The 17,422-nt window shown below is 35.6% G+C and carries 11 protein-coding genes; 5 read left to right on the forward strand and 6 right to left on the reverse strand.

Going from position 1 to position 17,422, the window contains the following annotated elements; translation table 11 throughout:
• Nucleotides 1-61: 61 nt before the first annotated feature.
• The gene (nusB, locus tag VB798_RS03805; protein WP_323256143.1) at nucleotides 62-1,219 is read right to left on the reverse strand and encodes a transcription antitermination factor NusB; all 1,158 of its coding nucleotides are present in this window, start codon (nucleotides 1,217-1,219) and stop codon (nucleotides 62-64) included.
• A gap of 199 nt (nucleotides 1,220-1,418) precedes the next feature.
• Between nusB and VB798_RS03810 the strand changes: the two genes are divergently transcribed.
• Together VB798_RS03810 and VB798_RS03815 are read left to right on the forward strand one after the other, a co-directional pair.
• The gene (locus VB798_RS03810) at nucleotides 1,419-3,203 is read left to right on the forward strand and encodes an ABC transporter ATP-binding protein (RefSeq protein WP_323256145.1); all 1,785 of its coding nucleotides are present in this window, start codon (nucleotides 1,419-1,421) and stop codon (nucleotides 3,201-3,203) included.
• Nucleotides 3,204-3,337: 134 nt separating this feature from the next.
• Nucleotides 3,338-4,150: an ion transporter gene (locus VB798_RS03815; protein WP_323256147.1), complete on the forward strand. Its 813-nt coding sequence runs from the start codon at nucleotides 3,338-3,340 to the stop codon at nucleotides 4,148-4,150.
• A 12-nt stretch (nucleotides 4,151-4,162) separates the two neighbouring features.
• On the opposite strand, the gene porD is transcribed toward VB798_RS03815, so the two are convergent.
• The 4 genes from porD to VB798_RS03835 form a co-directional block, all read right to left on the reverse strand.
• A complete protein-coding gene (gene porD / locus VB798_RS03820; RefSeq protein ID WP_323256150.1) occupies nucleotides 4,163-5,107 on the reverse strand; it encodes a type IX secretion system protein PorD in 945 nt (314 codons plus the stop codon).
• Nucleotides 5,097-6,317 (reverse strand): bifunctional phosphopantothenoylcysteine decarboxylase/phosphopantothenate--cysteine ligase CoaBC, encoded by a 1,221-nt coding sequence (coaBC, locus tag VB798_RS03825; protein WP_323256152.1) that lies wholly within the window; start codon nucleotides 6,315-6,317, stop codon nucleotides 5,097-5,099. The genes porD and coaBC overlap by 11 nt, the downstream gene beginning before the upstream one ends.
• A gap of 120 nt (nucleotides 6,318-6,437) precedes the next feature.
• The gene (locus VB798_RS03830; RefSeq protein WP_323256154.1) at nucleotides 6,438-6,758 is read right to left on the reverse strand and encodes a DNA-directed RNA polymerase subunit omega; all 321 of its coding nucleotides are present in this window, start codon (nucleotides 6,756-6,758) and stop codon (nucleotides 6,438-6,440) included.
• Between the two features lie 51 nt (nucleotides 6,759-6,809).
• The gene (locus tag VB798_RS03835; protein ID WP_323256156.1) at nucleotides 6,810-7,700 is read right to left on the reverse strand and encodes an outer membrane protein assembly factor BamD; all 891 of its coding nucleotides are present in this window, start codon (nucleotides 7,698-7,700) and stop codon (nucleotides 6,810-6,812) included.
• A gap of 433 nt (nucleotides 7,701-8,133) precedes the next feature.
• Here VB798_RS03835 and VB798_RS03840 point away from each other — a divergent pair, with 433 nt between their 5' ends.
• The gene (locus VB798_RS03840) at nucleotides 8,134-11,193 is read left to right on the forward strand and encodes a PVC-type heme-binding CxxCH protein (protein WP_323256158.1); all 3,060 of its coding nucleotides are present in this window, start codon (nucleotides 8,134-8,136) and stop codon (nucleotides 11,191-11,193) included.
• A gap of 220 nt (nucleotides 11,194-11,413) precedes the next feature.
• Here the strand turns inward: VB798_RS03840 and VB798_RS03845 are convergent, their stop codons facing one another.
• Nucleotides 11,414-14,191 carry a T9SS type B sorting domain-containing protein gene (locus VB798_RS03845; protein ID WP_323256160.1) on the reverse strand — a complete coding sequence of 926 codons (2,778 nt, stop codon included), beginning with the start codon at nucleotides 14,189-14,191 and terminating at the stop codon, nucleotides 11,414-11,416.
• Nucleotides 14,192-14,659: 468 nt separating this feature from the next.
• On the opposite strand from VB798_RS03845, the gene VB798_RS03850 reads away from it, so the two are divergent.
• Nucleotides 14,660-15,331 carry a succinate dehydrogenase cytochrome b subunit gene (locus VB798_RS03850; RefSeq protein WP_323256162.1) on the forward strand — a complete coding sequence of 224 codons (672 nt, stop codon included), beginning with the start codon at nucleotides 14,660-14,662 and terminating at the stop codon, nucleotides 15,329-15,331.
• Nucleotides 15,332-15,433: 102 nt separating this feature from the next.
• The gene (locus VB798_RS03855; protein WP_323256164.1) at nucleotides 15,434-17,416 is read left to right on the forward strand and encodes a fumarate reductase/succinate dehydrogenase flavoprotein subunit; all 1,983 of its coding nucleotides are present in this window, start codon (nucleotides 15,434-15,436) and stop codon (nucleotides 17,414-17,416) included.
• Nucleotides 17,417-17,422 lie beyond the last annotated feature (6 nt).

A 17,422-nucleotide genomic window follows, 5' to 3' on the forward strand; every position in this document is an offset into this window, starting at 1 on the left:
GTAAGTTATCGGTTAAAAATCAAATTTATAGAATAAGTACAAGGCACGCATAAATAAACGCTTATTTATTATCAATTAAGCCTCGTCCAGATTTTCTAATGATTCCTTCTTTCTGTAATTTCTGAGAAAGTACATCCAACAAACCGTTAATAAATTGACCAGACTTCGGTGTTGAATAGTTTTTAGCCAATTCGATATATTCGTTGATTGATACTTTTACAGGAATGCTGGTAAAATGAATCATTTCTGCCAAACCTAATTTAAGAATCAACATATCTGTCATTGCCAGACGGTCGCCTTCCCAGTTTTTAGTTTGGTCGGTGATGAGTTTTTCGTAAGACTCATCGTTATCCAAAACATTATTAAAAAGATCTACAAAAAAGTGTTTATCATCGTCCCAATTTAAGGCCAAAGGTTGTAACACCAACTCTTCTACTTTTTCAATCTTGAAAGTCTTTACACAAAGGCTTTTGAGTACATCTTTATTTTCGTTCCAATTTAGGTCTTTTTCCTCGAAATAATCAGCAATAATGTGATGTTTCAGTACAAATGTTTTTACAAGATACTGAACCAACGCTAAATCTTCCTCAAAAGTATGTTTGGTTGTACGAAGGTACGACTGGAAAGTTGTATCAGGCAAGATTGCTTCTAAGAAAAGTTTACGCAACATGTTTTGGTCATCTTCTGTCCATTTTGCATTACTTCTGATAATTCCAGTTGTAAACATCGGTAAATTCTTCAAGGCAATCAATACTTGGTTTCTAGCCAATCTTGAAGTACGATGATCGGTTTCTACCAAACGACGTTGTTCATCCCAAACAGCAATTTCAGTAATTTCCAACAGTAATTGAAGCATTTTTAGATAAGCATCATAAACGCTTTCTACCTCGGCTACCATGTTATCAGTAATTGTAGCCTTATCTTTTTTCACATAACTTTTGTATGACTCAAGTGCGTATCTAGCTACATTTTTAGCTTCCGCAGGAATATCATCATTGGTAGATTTCAAATTGAATAATTCCTCAAAACGCTGTTCAGCCAACTTACGCAAAGCATCAAGCTTTAACATTTGTTGCTCTTTAGGAATCATTAAGTCAAGATTTGGGAGAAAAGAATCAGCAATTTGGTCGAATGCTAACTGATAATCAGCACGTTCCGCTTGGCGGAAGGCATAAAGGCTTTGAAATGCCTTTGTTCGGAGAAGTCGTCTGTTTACCATTGGGTAATTTAGAAAGAACGTTTTGGTAGTGAAGCTCCAACAAAGTAAATTACTTTGCTGAAAGAGGGTGCAAAATTAGTATTTTTTAAAGAAAAAAGCACGATTCAAGCACAAAATTTTCAATTTTAATCATAATTTTACTAAATATAAATGTGTGTAATGGATGAAACCTTTACTTTCTTCCATTGGTTATCGAAATATGAAATCCCTAAAGCATCTTAATCAATACTTTCTAAAATATAAATGGTACCTTATTTTAGGTACACTTTTCACTTTCATTTCCAATCTTTTTGGCGTAGTTCCCGCTCAGATTGTGCGTTATGCGCTTGATTTGGTGAAAGAAACTATCGACTTATATTTTCTTTACGATGGTTTTGTTTCACAAAAAATGGTTTATGAATTCTTCGCATTTTCAATTCTGTTGTATGGTTCGTTGATTTTGGTATTGGCATTATTGAAAGGTTTTTTCCTTTTTCTCGTTCGTCAAACACTTATCGTAATGTCCAGACATATTGAGTTTGATTTGAAAAACGAAATTTATCAACATTATCAAACACTTCCTTTGAGTTTTTACCGTAAAAACAACACTGGCGATTTGATGGCAAGAATCTCAGAGGATGTAAATAAAGTAAGAATGTACGTTGGTCCAAGCTTGATGTATGGACTTAACTTAATTTCTGTTTTCATTCTTGTGGTTTGGTATATGCTTTCGGTCAATCAAAAGCTTACTTGGTATGTATTATTACCTGTTCCATTTTTGTCGGGAAGTATCTATTTTGTCAACACGATTATTATGCGAAAATCTGAACAGATTCAAGCAAATTTATCTAAAATTTCTACTTTTACTCAAGAAGCATTTTCTGGTATTAGAGTACTCAAAGCCTTTGTTCAAGAAGAACCCTCAACAATCGCATTTACCAAACAAGCCAATGTTTACCGTGAAAAATCTTTAGATTTAGTAAAAGTAGATTCGCTGTTTACTCCTTTAGTTTCAGTTTTGGCAGGTTTAAGTTCTGTAATTGTAGTGTATGTTGGTGGCATGGAAGTAATGGCTGGACGACTTACCGCTGGAAGTATCACAGAATTTATTTTGTATGTTTACATGCTTACTTGGCCAATGATTGCTTTGGGTTGGACAACCTCACAAATTCAAAGAGCGGCGGCTTCACAGCAAAGAATTAACGAGTTTTTGGAAATAAAAACCGATATTACTTCTCAAGAAAATATCAATCATGAGGTTGAAGGAGCTATTGAAGTAAAAAATGTTACTTTCACATATCCAGATTCTGGCATTGTAGCTTTAAAAAACTTCTCGATGTCAATCAACGCTGGTGAATCTATTGCGATTCTTGGTACAACTGGTTCTGGGAAAAGTACGGTTGCCAATTTACTTTGCAGAATGTACGATGCCAACGAAGGAGAAATCAAAATAGATGGTTTGCCCATCAAAAGCTTGAACGTAAATAAATACCGTTCACAGATTGGTTATGTTCCTCAAGATGTGTTCTTATTTTCTGATTCTATTCGTAATAATGTGCGTTTTGGAAGTAATGAAATGAGTGAAGAGGAAATCATTAAAGCGGCAAAAGACGCTGATTTATACAATAATGTAATTGATTTTCCAGAAGGTTTTGATACTGTTTTAGGAGAAAGAGGTGTAACGCTTTCTGGCGGACAAAAACAGCGTTTATCTATTGCCCGTGCTATTGCTCGTGAACCTAAAATCCTGATTTTAGACGATTGCCTTTCGGCTGTAGATACCAAAACTGAAAACCAGATTTTGAATAATCTCCAAGAAATCATGAAAGGAAGAACTTCTGTAATCATCTCGCACAGAGTATCTTCTGCAAAATTAGCCGACAAAATTATCATGCTTGATGATGGAAATATCATTGAACAAGGCTCGCATGAAGAACTGATGAATGCCAATAATGCTTACAAAGAACTTTACGAAAAGCAATTACAAGTAGAAGAAGTAAGTTAGTAATTAGTAAATAGTGATTGGTGATTAGCATTTCAAATTATTACTTATCAGTTGTTTACGATAAATGATAACGTTGCTTAAATTGTATTGATTACTTATAACCCTAATGATGTCATAAAAAATCCTTTTCCCTAATGGATAGCAATTGGTCAAGAAGAGAAATCTATAAAATACTTGAGGTGACTCGGGGCAAAAAAAGTATTGCCTCTATTATATTCAATGCTATTTTATTAACAACGATTTCTCTGAATACTTTTGCCATTATTTTACATTCTGTAAAAAGTTTAAGACATGATTTTGATGTTTTCTTCAGTGATTTCGAATACTTCTCAGTTGTTTTTTTTACGATAGAATACTTCGTTCGGCTTTGGGTCTGTGTAGAAAACGAGAAATATCAACATCCTGTTTGGGGAAGACTACGTTATATTTTTTCGGCTGGTGCTTTGGTTGACTTACTGGCAATTATGCCTTTCTATCTTTCTAATTTCACTTCTGATACTGGTTTAATTAGAATTCTACGACTTTTCAGAATTTTCAGGCTATTCAAATTTTCAAGATACGTTCATGCGTTAAAAGTAATTGAAAGTGTATTTAGAGAAAAAAGAGAAGAACTAATTCTAAGTTTTGTCTTCTTTTTATTCACACTTTTAATATCTTCTTCTACCATGTATTATATTGAAAATTCGGCTCAACCTAAAGTATTTTCTAGCATTCCAGCTACACTTTGGTGGGGTGTTACTACAATTACTTCTGTAGGTTATGGCGATACTTACCCAATTACTCCACTCGGAAAATTATTAGGAGGTTTTGTGGCTGTAGCTGGAGTAGCGATGTTTGCTTTGCCAACGGGTATTTTTGTTTCAGGTTTTAATGAACACATTAAAATCTATAAAAACGAAGACAAAAACATGAAATTCTGCCCGCATTGTGGCGAAAAACTGCACTAATTTTTTCCTCTTTTATTTACTTAATTTTCGATATGCTTCAGAATTGGTTGGATCTAATGAAGTGAGTAATGGTACGATTTTCTTTCTTTCGTCCAATGGCGCATCACTAAAAATATTCAACAATTCTGTTGATTTTGCTTCAAAGAAAAGGCGGTACCAAATTTGTCCAGGACGATTCTGACTTACTTGTTTAATCGTATTTAAGTATTCAATTATTTGTTTTCTGCTGTTAGCTGGGTCGTTGGCATAATTATCCATCGCCAAGCGATGATAGGTATAAAAACCTTCACGAAGAGTTTGCAATTGCTGATTTAACAAGTTTTCTGCTACCCAATATCGATTACGAATATCATTGGAAGAAGACCAACCTCCGCCAGCATTTTGTGCTAAGTTTACAACGTTCAAGGCTTTTTGAGCGTGATTTAATCCGCCCATTTTTTCAAATGAGTCATAATCAAATGCTAAAGCGATGTAAGCGTAGAAAGCTAACATTTGGGTGAGGTTATCATTGTAATTGTTATCGTTATAAGTAAGCGGCGTACCTGCAATGTACTTAAAGACGAAATTTCTATCAATATAATTTAAAAGTACAGTTTCATAAGCCGTTCCATAAACAGGACGAGTAACCTGAAAACGGGCATTGGCTTCGTACTCTCCAGTGGCTGTTGCTTTAGTAAGAATTACCGCTAAAGAACAATTTATTTTTTCTTCTGGAGCAAAATTATCGTTCGTCCAACGGCGATTGTTCAAAAATTCCTGCATTACATTTTGCAATTCAGTATAAATCTGAGTCGCTCCACGTTGTTCATTTACTTGAATTTGGTCTGTAGAAATACTTACTCTGCAATTGATCTCTTGCGCATTAGCATTTTTACTAACAAGCAAAGTACTCATCACAGCCAAAAGTATGAAAAGAATATATTTCAGAAAAGGTCTATTTCTATTGTTATTTTTCATCAATGTTATTTTTCGAAATGGCTTCAATAATGGCATTAACTATATCTTGAGCAACGTCTTGTTTTGATTTCAAATCAAATGCTATAATTATATCATCTTTTCTAATAATACTTATCTTATTCGTATCATGTCCAAAACCTGCTCCTGAATCTTGTAAAGAATTCAGCACAATCATGTCTAGATTTTTAGATTGGATTTTAGCTTTTGCATTGGCTACTTCATTATCGGTTTCCAAAGCAAAACCAACCATTAATTGATTTTCTCGCTTTTGTTGACCCAATGTTTTAGCAATATCAGTAGTTTTAATGAGTTCTATACTAAACGTATCTTCTTTCTTTTTTATTTTCTTTTCAGCTACCACCGCAGGTGTATAGTCTGCCACAGCAGCCGCTAAAATGATAATGTCTGATTCCTGAAAATTAGCCTGAGAAGCTTGGTACATTTCTTTGGCTGAATGTACTTTTACTAAATTGATACTTGGGTCTGGTTTTTTCAAGGCTACTTGTCCACTAACTAACGTTACTTTGGCGCCAGCTTTTGCTAGTTTATCGGCAATGGCATAGCCCATTTTTCCTGTAGAATGATTACTGATAAAACGTACTGGATCAATCGCTTCTTGAGTTGGTCCAGCGGTAATTAATACTTTTTTATCTTTTAAAACTGGATTTGCCGAGAAGTATTTTTCTAAAATTGCTAGAAGTTCTTCTGGTTCAGCCATTCTCCCCTCTCCTACTAAACCGCTTGCCAGCTCGCCATAACCAGATTTGATGATATGATTTCCATAAGATTTTAGCTTTTCAAGATTCGAAATTGTACTTGGATGGAGGTACATATCCAAATCCATTGCTGGGGCAAACATTACTTCACATTTGGCAGAAAGATATACCGCTGTGAGTAAATCATCACAAATGCCATTCGCACATTTTGCCAAAGTATGTGCTGTAGCAGGTGCTATGAGTATAATATCAGCCCAAAGTCCTAAATCTACATGATTATTCCATTGTCCAGTTTCATCTTTTACAAAAGCTGAGAGTACTGGATTTCTTGAAAGTGTTGATAAAGTAAGAGGCGTAATAAATTCTTTGGCGGCTTCGGTCATTACAATTTTTACTTCTGCCCCCTCTTTCACCAGAAGTCTAGTGAGGATAGCAATTTTGTAAGCAGCAATACTGCCTGAAACACCTAATATTATTTTCTTACTTTTAAGCATAATTTGTTTTTTAGCCTCTTTTATCGTTCAACATTGGTTTTGTTGCACAAACTTAATCAAAATCAAAAAGGTCAAATGTAAAACATCTGACCTTTTTGATTAAATAATTAAAGAAAACATCTATTCTTCTGAACCTTCATTTTTTGGCAAAGTAAAAGTGAATTTATCTTCCATGAATTCGTCAATTGCTAAAGACGTTGGTTTTGGCAAACGCTCATAGAATTTAGAGATTTCAATTTGCTCACGGTTTTCAAAAATTTCTTCTAAGTTATCTACTGAAGAAGCAAATTCTGACAATTTATTATTCAATTCCTCTTTAGACTTCAAGGCGATTTGTCTTGCACGTTTCGAGATGATTGCTACGGCTTCATACGTATTTCCTCCTGCTTTGATAGCGAGTTTATCTACGTCTCTGGTAATGATTGATGGATTCGTTGCCATATCTTTGGTTGTTCTACTGTTTCTTGTTAAATGTTTTCAATAAAATACTGATTACTTCTGTTTGTCGCCCGCACCCACTTTTGAAGTATTAGATTTCTCTTTAGCGGCTTTGTATTCGGCTTCAAGTTTTGCAATTCTGTCACTTTCTTTAAAACTGATGTCATATAATTTTTCAGCTTTTTTCAAGAAATCACTTTTGGGATACTTATCCACTAAATCTTGGTAAAACTTAATGGCATCATCAAAACGCTCTTTTTGTTTACTTTCAATAGTACTTTGAGCCAAATCATATTGTGATTGAACTTTCAAAAATGCCAATTCTTCATTATAATCTGAATCTGGATAATCCTTTTGAAAGTTGTTAATTTCAATAACTGCTGATTTCAAAGAAGCAATATTAAATTCACTTGTTTTATAATAAAGCTTTACTTTTTCATAAGCTTTTTGCTCTAATTTCTTTCTTAATTCCTTAATTAAGTCAGAAGTTTCGTCTCTAAACTTACTATCTGGGTAATTATTAATAAAGTTTTGTAGCTCGTTAATGGCTGTTATTGTTCCACTTTGGTCAAGATTGAACTGCGGAGAATTTTTATACAAAGCATAAGCCGACATATAAACGGCTTCTTCATAATGCTCACTTCTGGCGAAAGTTTCAGCAAAACGTTTGAAATGAAAATTAGCCATTTCGTAATTGCCAGTGTGATAATCGCAATATGCTTGATAAAAAGTAGCGATTTCCTGTTGATCTGTTCCCGTTAAAATTGGTAACAATTCCTCAAAGAGTATGCTTGCTTTGTCGTAATGACCTTTCTTGAAGAAACGAATCGCAGCGTCGTACTTTTTCTTTTCATCAGTCATTTTTCTGATTTTTTCGAAATTGCTACACGCACTGAGGGTCAAAGCAAACAGTATGAATAATAAAAATTTGTGAGTTCTCTGCATAAGTTCGCAAAGTTAAGTAATTTTTGGGAGTTTGAAAATCAATACTTGTATTTGTTAATCATATAATTAAGCAAAGTCAAATTTCGTCATTAAAACTGCTTAAAACATGCTATCAAGATAAGATTTAACGAATTTTAACAATTGATATTTTCCACTTTGGGGAAGATGTCATTACTTTAATGAATTTCGCCCACAAATTCGCTTCAAATAACGTCCTTTTAAAAAAATATTTCAAGAAAAAACCCTCAAATAGAACAGATTAGACCTCTTTTGAAATTTATTAGTTTTTAAGGCTATTCATTCCGTATAAGCGAGTGCAATTTCGTATTATTTTTTTTATACTTTTGAAATTATTATATCATTACAAATACTAATATTATGCTTTATAATGAAGCATTTGGGCAATTTTCCTTTTCATAAACCATATTTTTCCATGTCAAATAAACTATCTAAAAAACTCCGTTTAGGAATTCCAGCAATCCTCATCGGTGGTGCTTTATTTACAACTGCTTATCAAAATTCCCCTTCCAGCCGTTTCATTAATCATTATGTTGATTCTGTATTGTCAGAAACCCAAAAAAGATTACCTGATAATTCATTAGAAGGAGTAAAAATGGCAGACGGCTTAGAAGTAAAAACCTTTGCTACTGAGCCAATGTTAATTAACCCTACAGATATTGATGTAGATGCTCGTGGACGAGTTTGGGTGTTAGAAGCCTACAATTATCGCCCAAATATCACTTTAAATCCGACAAGAAAAGAAGGTGATAGAATTGTTATTTTAGAAGATAAAGATGGAGATGGCAAAGCTGATGAGAGCAAAGTTTTCTATCAAGATGCCTCTTTAAATGCACCTTTGGGTATTGCTGTTTTAGGAAATGTGGTCTTGGTTTCTCAAAGTCCTTATGTTTGGAAATTGACGGATACCGATGGCGACGATAAAGCTGATAAAAAAGAAATACTCTTCCAAGGCATTGGTGGTGAACAGCATGACCACGGAATGCACACTTTTGTATTCGGACCAGATGGTAAACTTTACTTCAATTTCGGGAATGAGGGTCGTCAGTTAAAAGATGCTGCTGGCAATGTGGTAAAAGACCAATTTGGTAAAGAAATCTCACCGAAAAACTACCAAGAAGGAATGGTATTCCGCTGTAATTTGGATGGTTCGGAAGTAGAATGCTTAGGACAAAACTTTAGAAATAATTATGAAGTAGCGGTTGATTCTTATGGCACGATGTGGCAATCTGACAATGATGATGATGGCAACAAAGGTGTGAGAATCAATTATGTAATGGATTATGGCGATTATGGTTACAAAGATGCCATTACGCATGCTTCTTGGCCAAGTAATCGTACCAATATTGAAGAAGAAATTCCTAGACGTCACTGGCATTTGAATGACCCTGGAACTGTGCCAAACCTTTTACAAACAGGTTCTGGCTCACCAACGGGGATGATTATCTATGAAGGAAATTTGTTACCAAGTGCATTTCAAGGACAAATGATTCACTGCGAACCGGGGCATAATGTGGTACGTTCTTATCCAGTTCAAAAATCTGGTGCTGGTTATACTGCCGAAATTGTGAACATCATGAAGCAAGAAAAAGACCAATGGTTCCGCCCTGCTGATGTTTGTGTTGCGCCAGATGGTTCGTTAATCGTTGCAGACTGGTACGACCCAGGCGTTGGTGGGCACCAAGCTGGCGACCAAACCAGAGGCAGAATCTACAGAATTGCTCCTAAAAATACGCCTTATTACGCTCCTGTCCTTGATTTTTCAAAAGTACAAGGAGCCGTTTTTGCTTTACAAAGTCCAAATATTGCTAGTCGTTATTTAGGCTGGGAAGCTCTTACTAAATTTGGAAAAAGTGCTGAACCTGAATTATTAAAACTTTGGAATTCAGGAAATCAACGCATGAAAGCACGTGCTTTTTGGGCTTTGTGTAAACTTGTTGATGGCAAAAAATATGTAGAAATTGCTCTTGCTGATGCTAATCCAGATATTAAAATTGCAGGTTTAAGAGCCGCTCGTCAGTTGAAATTAAATGTATTAGATTACGTAAAACAATTAGCAAAAAGTAATGATCCGCAAATTCTAAGAGAATGTGCCATTGCTTTACACGGAAATACTTCTACGGAAGTTGCCAGTATTTGGGCTGACATAGCCACAAAGTATGATGGAAAAGACCGTTGGTATCTTGAAGCATTAGGTATTGGTGCTTCTGACAATTGGGATGCTTGCTTCTCAGCATATCTTAAAAAAGTATCAGACCCAACATCAACTCCTGCCAATAGAGACATCGTTTGGCGTGCAAGAACGAATGAAAGTGTAAGATTTCTTGCAAGTTTGGCAACTGATTCTCATATCAGTTTAAAAGAGCGTTTACGTTATTTCAGAGCATTTGATTTTATTAAAGGCAAAGAAAAATCTGAAACTTTATTATCATTATTAAAAGGAAATTCTCCTGAACAAAATGAGATTAACAAGCTTGCTTTAAACCATTTGGATGTAGATTTCGTAAGAACTTCTCCATTAGCAAAACAATCATTAAGTAGATTATTGGCTAGTTTAAATGGAAAAGAGTATTTAGAATTACAAACAAAGTACTTATTGCCAGAAGAAAACCCACGCTTAATGGGCATGGTAAGTAAAGGAGAAATGCCCCGCCAAGCTGCTGAAGCTTTGATTAAATCGCCAGAAGGTTTGATGATTGTAAAACAAACAATTAACGATCCTAAAAAAGAAACCTTAGCAATTCAGTTATTAAATGGCATTAAATCAAATGGTGGTCAGGCTTCGATAGATATTATCAAAACGGTAATGTCAGACAAAACTCGTTCAGCTACGATTCGTCGTGAGGCTACTCGTGCAATGGGCGATAGCGATACTGGGCAAAATTTGATTTTAGCTTATTTGAAAGAAAATAAAATTCAAAAAGATTTTATTCCATTTGCCGTGGAAGGAGTAAGTAAAGCTTGGCGTAGAAATGTCCGTATTGAAGCTTCAAAATATTTAGGTAATTCAACCAGCACCAATAAAAAACTTCCTCCTTTAGCTGAATTAGTTACCTTGAAAGGTGATGTAAAAAAAGGTGCGGCTGTTTTTGCAGCGAATTGTTCGGTATGTCATCAAGTAAATGGTGAAGGCATGGATTTTGGGCCAAAGCTTTCAGAAATTGGTTCTAAATTAGGTAAAGATGGTCAATATTTAGCCATTATGTTTCCAGATGCAGGCATTGGTTTTGGTTATGAAGGTTGGGATTTAAAAATGAAAGATGGCTCTACGATGAGTGGCATCATTGCTTCAAAAACTGAAACAGATATTAGTTTAAAAATGCCTGGCGGAATTGTTCAAAACATCAAAACAAGTGCTGTAAAGTCCATGAAAATGATGAATAATTCAATGATGCCAACAGGATTGATGGATGGAATGAGTAAAGAAGAAGCAGTTGATTTAGTAGAATTCTTGACTAGTTTAAAGAGAAAGTAAGCAAGCTTTAAGCTGCGAGTTATCAGCTTTGAGTTTCTAAATTAAGATAAAATACGGCTTGAGACATCTATTGTTTTAAGCCGTATTTGTTTTTTACAGTTTACCCTCCCTGATAATTTGATGTGAAGAAAAATAGCGTCTTATTCCCTTCATTTTGTTAACAAAAAAGGCTTGAAGCGTAATTGCTTCAAGCCTTTTTCCTATTAATATTTCGAATAACTTATCTCAATAATTCTATCCAGCCTTTTAATTTAACTGTTGGATAGCTAGGATCTAACATCAAGAATTTCACTTCAGCATTATAGAAATAAGTACCTACTGGCAACTCTTTTCCATTTGTATCTGTGCCATTCCAAGATAATTTTGGTCCAGTATAATCATATACTTTTTGTCCTGCACGATTATACACACTAAACGTTAAATTCTGTACAAATCTTGGACATCTTATTGCTTGGAAAATATCATTCTTGCCATCACCATTTGGAGTAAATACATTTGGTAACTCAAAATTTGGACAGTTATCCTTACAAACTGTATTACTTGGCGCACTTTCAGTTCCGTATTTATCCGTAGCAGTTACATAATAACAACCTAAATAAGAATCATTTTTTATGTGTGTGAAAGTCTGCAAAGGTGGCGTCGGACTCGTTACTTCTCCCACTTTCGTAAAGGTAGCATCCGAACGTTCGGCATAGTAAATGGTATATTTTACAATATCCTTCGTACAATCACTTCCTGATGCAGATTTATCAGGATTCGTCCAAGTAAGTTTATTTTCGAAAGATGTTAAATCACAATTTGCATTATCTTTTGTGTACTTATCACAATCAAGTATATCAATCGTCAATTGCGGCGGACAAGGAACAATATCACTCAATGGTGTTGCACAAATAATTTGCGAGAAATTATAATATAAATCTGGTTTGATTCTAGCATCACCATAAGTACCAACTGTTTCTACTTTGTAACAGTAAGTAGAATCTTGCGACATTTTAGCTAAAGCTACACCATCAGCAGCATAAGTATCAGCACCAGTATCAGTAAAAGCAAACGTACTTGCCGAAGTTACTGGCACATCCGCTATACGATTGAATACTCCTGAACCTGAACGAGTTTCACGATAAACACGATGTACTTGGTTTTCATTCTTCCAAGGTACAAGTGCTTGCCAAGATAAACGTACTATTTTTTTGTCAGGTGTTGCTGATAAACGAACACTACTTGCTTTATCGGTACTATCTAATAAAGTTAAACCTGTGTTATTGGTATAATAAAATGCAATGCGATAATTATAGGCATTTGCTGTAGTATTCAAGCCTTTGTCAACAAAAATAGTATCTGCTTTCCCTGATAAATCTGTATCAATGTTTGGCGAAACTTGAGTAAAGTTTGTTCCGTTCAATCCTGTTGCTCTGAACAAACGATATTGATATGGTCCTTTGAACGCATTTTTATCAAGTCCCAAAGGGCGAGTCCATTTCACCGTAATTTCACCATTGGTTGCATCCGTTTTATCAACCGAAACGTTTGTCATTACCGACATTTGAATTGGTAAATTAGCACAAGCTTGGTCAGAAACAATACTTTCAGCTTTATTGATACCATTAGTGAAAACGACTACCGTTCTGTAACTGTAATCTGTATTACGTTTCAGGTTTTTATCCACATAACTTGTAGCTGAAACAGGCACTCTTGCTACTTCTACATAACCCAAGCTTGCTGGTAAACCAGTGGCACATTTATCAGGAGTATAGGCTGTACAACCTTCTTTACGATAAATCACAATTTCAGAACCAGCATTCTGACAAGTATAACTATCCCAAGTTAAAGTTATCGCCTTGTTTCCTGCATCGCCAGTTGCTTTCAGATTTTTAACTCTAGGAGCAACGATTCTGATCTTCCAAATTTTACTATCTACCAAACTCGGAATAAGCGCACTCTTTGGTAAATCTTGTACTTTAAACAAAATATCATAAGGTTCTTCTCGGATATGGTTACAGCCAGTTTGCCAAACAAATCTGCCAGAAGCAGGCGATGCTTGATTAGCCGTTGAAGTAAATGTTGCATACGGCGCCCCAATAAATGTAGTGCCATCTGGTAATCTATAAACAGCTCCAGTTGAAAGTATCGTCAAATTATCTACTCTTCCAGAATTAGAAGGTGTATCAGTAGCCGTAATCGTTTGGTTAATCAGTGTTCCAGCTTCCACACAAATATCATCTGGTATTTTGATAACTGGAGGTTTGTTGTCGGCATCTTTTACTTCAATTTGCATATCTCTTTCAGTAATCGAAATCAATACACCATTTCGCCATTCTTCTACATAAAAAGCACAGTTGTACAAACCTATTTCTTGAGGAACATCCCAAATTAAATCACCTGTGAGGGCATTGATAGAAAAATTACTTGGTGTAGTTGCCACTTCATTTGGCTGACGAAAACCTGGAACAGCGTCACCTTTTCTATCAGTACAATTATCTTGGTCACCTCTTCTACAGAAAGTAAGACGATATGCCAAACTATCGCCATCTACATCAATTGCATTCGGATTATGAATAAATTTTTGTCCAACCACAGCTGTTAAATCAACCGCAGGGTTTAATAAAATTGGTGTTGAGTTCAGTCCTAAACCCGGATTTACTTTAAAAATTGTTTCTACATAAAAAGCTACTGCATCCGAAGCTCCGCCGATATTTCTAACCCCTTGATTCCTATTTGAAATTGCCACAGTTACTTTATAATCTGCTGCTCCCGAATAAGTATAAATTGCTTTGTAAATACCTTTCCCAATTCCGTTACCAATGTCTTCCCCATTTCCTCCACCGTTGATACGGGGCGCCCTGATACTTCCGATGCCATCTCCAAAACAAAAAGAGGCATCTCTTTGGTCTTGCCAAGCTCTAAATCCAGTATTTAAATCGCAATAAATAGTTAGCGTAAATTCGTAAGTAAAAGAAGATGATGAAATTCTTTTGACAGAAATTTCCCCTCCTCTCATGTGTGTGGCGAAAGACTCAGTAGTGGAAAAAACCAAAAAGAGGCCTATAACGAAAAGGTAAAATTGTTTAAATCTCATAAAAATTTAGAATGTAAAATTCGGATGATTTGCCCACAAGTTATGTATTATTTTTTTTGCTAACTAACGAAACAAAAAATCGAACATTAAGTTAAATCACAAGAGCCAGCAGGAAGGCTCTTCAAAATTAATCTTTAACAATAAAAACAAGGTCTAAGTCTTATTTTATTGTAAAAAAACGTAAAAACATTATAAATAATTGCTAAAAAGTGATAGATAATTTGATAGACAATCGTTTGGGTCGTAGTTTTGGGGAGGATATTTAGTTTTAAATTACTGGATATTGATTATTAGTGATATTTCATCTTTGAAAAAGTGAATTCACCCATCATCATTATCTATTAACCTAAAACTATTAACCATTTTACTGATAACTAAAACAATTAAAAGATGTCTTGGGTAACAAAAACACTAACGAGTTCACTGGGTAGAAAACTACTGATGGCCATCACGGGATTATCGTTAATCGGCTTTCTTGTGGTACACTGTGGAATCAATGCTTGTATTTTTCTAAACGACGGTGGTGAAACTTTCAATGAAGCTGCGGAATTTATGGCTCACAACTGGCTAATCAGAGCTGCTGAAGTAATCTTAATGCTAGGCTTTCTTATTCACATTGTGGATGGATTAATGCTTTGGAAGTCAAATTCAGAGAAGCGTCCTGTAAAGTATGCCGTTGTAAAAGGAGAAGCCAATTCTACTTGGTACTCACGTTCGATGGGTTTATTAGGATCTTTACTTTTGATTTTCCTAATTATTCACCTTCGTCATTTTTGGGTAGTTAGCCGTTTTACGGATGTAATTACAAGTGGAGAAAAAACTTTATATGCTGAAATGATAGAAGTTTTCCAAAATCCAATTGTTGTAGTTGTGTATGTTTTCGGTTGTATTTCTTTAGGATACCATTTATTACATGGTTTCCAAAGTGCTTTCCAAACAATGGGATGGAATCACCCGAAATATACTCCATTCATTAAATCTTTAGGAACTGGATTTTCAATCATTGTTCCTATTGTTTTCGCAGCAATGCCAATTGCAATGCATTTCGGATGGATTGCATAATGAAGAAACGAATATGATTTTATCAAGTTAAACTTCGTAAATATCATGTCTTTTAATCATTCCATCTTATTATTAACAATTCATAATTCTTAATAAAAAATTATGTCAACTAAATTAGATGCTAAAATACCAGGTGGGTCATTACAAGAGAAATGGACAAAGTTCCGTTCTACTGTACCCTTGGTAAACCCCGCAAACAAGCGAAATATTGAAATCATTGTTGTAGGAACTGGCTTAGCTGGAGCTTCTGCAGCAGCATCTTTAGCAGAAATGGGATATAAAGTTAAGGCTTTCTGTTTCCAAGATTCTCCTCGTCGTGCGCACTCTATTGCTGCACAAGGTGGTGTTAACGCTGCTAAAAATTACCAAAATGATGGTGACTCTGTTTACCGTCTTTTTTATGATACAATTAAAGGTGGTGACTACCGTGCACGTGAAGCAAACGTTCACCGTTTAGCTGAAGTTTCTGGTAATATCATCGACCAATGTGTGGCTCAAGGGGTTCCTTTCGCTCGTGAGTACGGTGGTTTGTTATCTAACCGTTCTTTCGGTGGTACACAAGTACAACGTACTTTTTATGCAGCAGGACAAACTGGTCAACAATTATTATTAGGTGCTTACTCAGCTTTACAACGCCAAGTTGGTTTAGGTAATGTAGAATTATTTACTCGCCACGAAATGATGGACGTAGTAATGGTTGACGGCAAAGCTCGTGGTATCATCGCTCGTGATTTGATTTCTGGTAAATTAGAACGTCACTTTGGTCACGCTGTATTATTAGGTACTGGTGGATACGGAAACGTATTTTACTTATCAACCAATGCAATGGGCTCTAACGTAACGGCTGCTTGGAAAGCACACAAAAAAGGAGCTTTTTTTGGTAACCCTTGCTATACACAAATTCACCCAACTTGTATTCCAGTTTCTGGCGACCACCAATCAAAACTTACTTTGATGTCGGAATCGTTACGTAACGATGGTCGTATTTGGGTTCCTAAAAAGAAAAATGACACTCGTCCTGCCGCTCAAATTCCTGAAGACGAACGTGATTATTACTTAGAACGTCGTTACCCTGCTTTCGGTAACTTGGTTCCTCGTGATATCGCTTCTCGTGCAGCGAAAGAGCGTTGCGATGAAGGTTATGGAGTAGGTGCTTCTAAAAAAGCTGTTTACCTTGACTTCGCTGCGGCTATCTTACGTTATGGACGTGGAGAAGCTACTAAAAAAGGTATGCACAATGCTACAACTGAAGAGTTGCAAGTAATGGGTAAAGAAGTAGTAAAAGAGAAGTACGGTAACTTGTTTGATATGTACAAACAAATTACTGGTGAAGACCCTTACGAATTACCAATGCGTATTTATCCTGCGGTTCACTATACAATGGGTGGACTTTGGGTTGATTATAACTTAATGACTACTGTTCCAGGACTTTATGCAATGGGCGAAGCAAACTTCTCTGACCACGGTGCTAACCGTTTGGGTGCTTCTGCTTTGATGCAAGGTTTGGCGGATGGTTATTTCGTAATTCCTTACACAATCGGTGCTTACTTATCTGGTGATATTCGTACAAAAGCGATTCCAACAGATGCTCCTGAATTTGTTGCTGCTGAAAAAGCGGTTCAAGATACTATCAACAAATTGATGTCTATCAAAGGAACAAAATCTGTTGATTATTTCCACAAAAAATTAGGATTAATCATGTGGGATAAATGTGGAATGGCTCGTAACGAAAAAGGATTGAAAGAAGCGATTGCTGAAATCCAAGAAATCAAAAAACAATTCTGGTCGGATGTTCGTATTCCGGGCGATGCAGATGAATTTAACCCTGAATTAGAAAAAGCGACTCGTGTAGCCGACTTTATTGAACTTGGAGAATTGATGTGTATTGATGCCTTGAACCGTAATGAATCTTGTGGTGGTCACTTCCGTGAGGAATACCAAACAGAAGAAGGAGAAGCTCTTCGTGACGACGAAAACTACGCTTATGTAGCTGCGTGGGAATACAAAGGCGACTCTCAATTCGAATTACACAAAGAGGAATTGGTTTATGAGAATATTAAGATTGCTCAGAGAAGTTACAAATAATTTGAA

This window comes from Arcicella lustrica (genome assembly GCF_034930985.1).
GTDB classification, from domain to species: Bacteria; Bacteroidota; Bacteroidia; order Cytophagales; family Spirosomataceae; genus Arcicella; species Arcicella lustrica.